The 2,618-nt window shown below is 46.8% G+C and carries 1 tRNA gene and 1 rRNA gene; both read right to left on the bottom strand.

What is annotated here, in order from left to right:
- Nucleotides 1–3: 3 nt before the first annotated feature.
- Nucleotides 4–78, bottom strand: a tRNA-Ile gene (locus AW17_RS23280).
- Between the two features lie 258 nt (nucleotides 79–336).
- Nucleotides 337–1,858, bottom strand: a 16S ribosomal RNA gene (locus AW17_RS23285).
- Between the last annotated feature and the right edge of the window lie 760 nt (nucleotides 1,859–2,618).

Here is a 2,618-nt window from a genome sequence, read left to right on the forward strand (position 1 = left end):
GTGTAGTCCCGTCCAGATTTGAACTGGAGACCCCTACATTATCAGTGTAGTGCTCTAACCAGGCTGAGCTACGGGACTGTTGATTTTAAGGTCGGCGTCCGTATGCAGTATATAGTATCTTACCGCTACTGCTTTCCTTTGGCTTTCCCCATCTTCCGTTCCGTTATGCTTATACCTTTATAGGCCGCACTCCGTTGTCTTCTGGGTGTTTCTTTTTTCTCTTTTTAGTATAAAGTAATCAGTATCAAGTATCAGGACCTTAAGCCTTATTACCCTCTACCTTATACCTTAATTAGAAATATCATGTTGCGTGGCGAGTAGGCGGTGCTACTCCAGAAAGGAGGTATTCCAGCCGCACCTTCCGGTACGGCTACCTTGTTACGACTTAGCCCCAGTTATCGGTTTTACCCTAGGACGCTCCTTGCGGTTACATACTTTAGGTACCCCCAACTTCCATGGCTTGACGGGCGGTGTGTACAAGGCCCGGGAACGTATTCACCGCGTCATTGCTGATACGCGATTACTAGCGAATCCAACTTCATGGGGTCGAGTTGCAGACCCCAATCCGAACTGTGAATGGCTTTGTGAGATTCGCATCATATTGCTATGTAGCTGCCCTCTGTACCATCCATTGTAGCACGTGTGTAGCCCCGGACGTAAGGGCCATGATGACTTGACGTCGTCCCCTCCTTCCTCTCTGTTTGCACAGGCAGTCTGTTTAGAGTCCCCACCATAACGTGCTGGCAACTAAACATAGGGGTTGCGCTCGTTGCGGGACTTAACCCAACACCTCACGGCACGAGCTGACGACAGCCATGCAGCACCTAGTTTCGTGTGATTGCTCACTCATTTATCTCTAAATGATCCACTAACTTTCAAGCCCGGGTAAGGTTCCTCGCGTATCATCGAATTAAACCACATGCTCCTCCGCTTGTGCGGGCCCCCGTCAATTCCTTTGAGTTTCACTCTTGCGAGCGTACTCCCCAGGTGGAACACTTAACGCTTTCGCTTAGCCGCTGACTGTGTATCGCCAACAGCGAGTGTTCATCGTTTAGGGCGTGGACTACCAGGGTATCTAATCCTGTTTGATCCCCACGCTTTCGTGCCTCAGCGTCAATAAGACCATAGTAAGCTGCCTTCGCAATCGGTGTTCTGAGACATATCTATGCATTTCACCGCTACTTGTCTCATTCCGCCTACCTCTAGTCCATTCAAGCCCATCAGTATCAAGGGCACTGCGATAGTTGAGCTACCGTCTTTCACCCCTGACTTAACAGGCCGCCTACGCACCCTTTAAACCCAATAAATCCGGATAACGCTTGGATCCTCCGTATTACCGCGGCTGCTGGCACGGAGTTAGCCGATCCTTATTCTTCCGGTACATTCAGCTATCTACACGTAGATAGGTTTATTCCCGGATAAAAGCAGTTTACAACCCATAGGGCAGTCTTCCTGCACGCGGCATGGCTGGTTCAGAGTTGCCTCCATTGACCAATATTCCTTACTGCTGCCTCCCGTAGGAGTCTGGTCCGTGTCTCAGTACCAGTGTGGGGGGCCATCCTCTCAGATCCCCTAGTCATCGTCGCCTTGGTGGGCCGTTACCCCGCCAACCAGCTAATGACACGCATGCCCATCTCAATCCCATAAATGTTTGATCATTGGATTATGCAATCCTGTGATTTTATGCGGTATTAATCCGGATTTCTCCGGGCTATCCCCCTGATTAAGGTAGGTTGCATACGCGTTACGCACCCGTGCGCCACTTTCTTAAGGAGCAAGCCCCTTAATATCGTTCGACTTGCATGTATTAGGCCTGCCGCTAGCGTTCATCCTGAGCCAGGATCAAACTCTCCATTGTAAAATGTGTTGTAAGATGCTGACCAGTTTTAACTATTGTTAAAAATAGTCTTCTTTTTTTATGTTGTCTGTTAGACACCACCTTTAAAATAAAGCTACGTAATCATGTACTTTGATCGGTACTCCATTACCTCGCTACGCTACATTGACATCTCTTTTAAGAACTTATTGACCAGGTAGCCTCACGGCCGGTCGTTTTATATATCTTCAAACTTCAGTTCGTTCAAGTCTTGTTCGTCTTAAACATGTTTCCGTCTGTTTCAATCTTGTTTTGTTGTTTGTGCAACATCCGCTGCTCCAACTTTTTCGCCCTTCCTTATCGTTGGGAGTGCAAAGGTAAGGATCTTTTCCGAAGTTCCAAATAAAATAAATTTTATTTGTTTCATCCCTCTTTTCCAATCCCCTTATTTCAATATGCCGGTGTTGTTCAGCTTTCCGTTCTTCCGATCCGGGCTGCAAAGGTAGCAATCTTTTCCGCTTTAGCAATATTTATTTTAAAATAAATCCTGCTCTACTCATCTCCTGCGCCATCCTTTCATTCAAAACCCTTCCTCCGAAGCGGGATGCAAAAGTAGAAAAAATTAACACTAACGCAAATATTTTTTACGGATTAAGACAAGGATTCTGTTAACCCAATGGTTTTCAGACAGAAAAAATGTTAGCCCGGACAAAACTTTCTGGAACAAATAATGTTTATGCACTCCCCTATCCTTAGACTTCCGAAGTTTTCCCTGAGCTTTGGCCCTCCGAAACTTCGGAAG

Source organism: Pedobacter borealis DSM 19626, from assembly GCF_000708285.2.
Taxonomy (GTDB): Bacteria; Bacteroidota; Bacteroidia; order Sphingobacteriales; family Sphingobacteriaceae; genus Pedobacter; species Pedobacter borealis.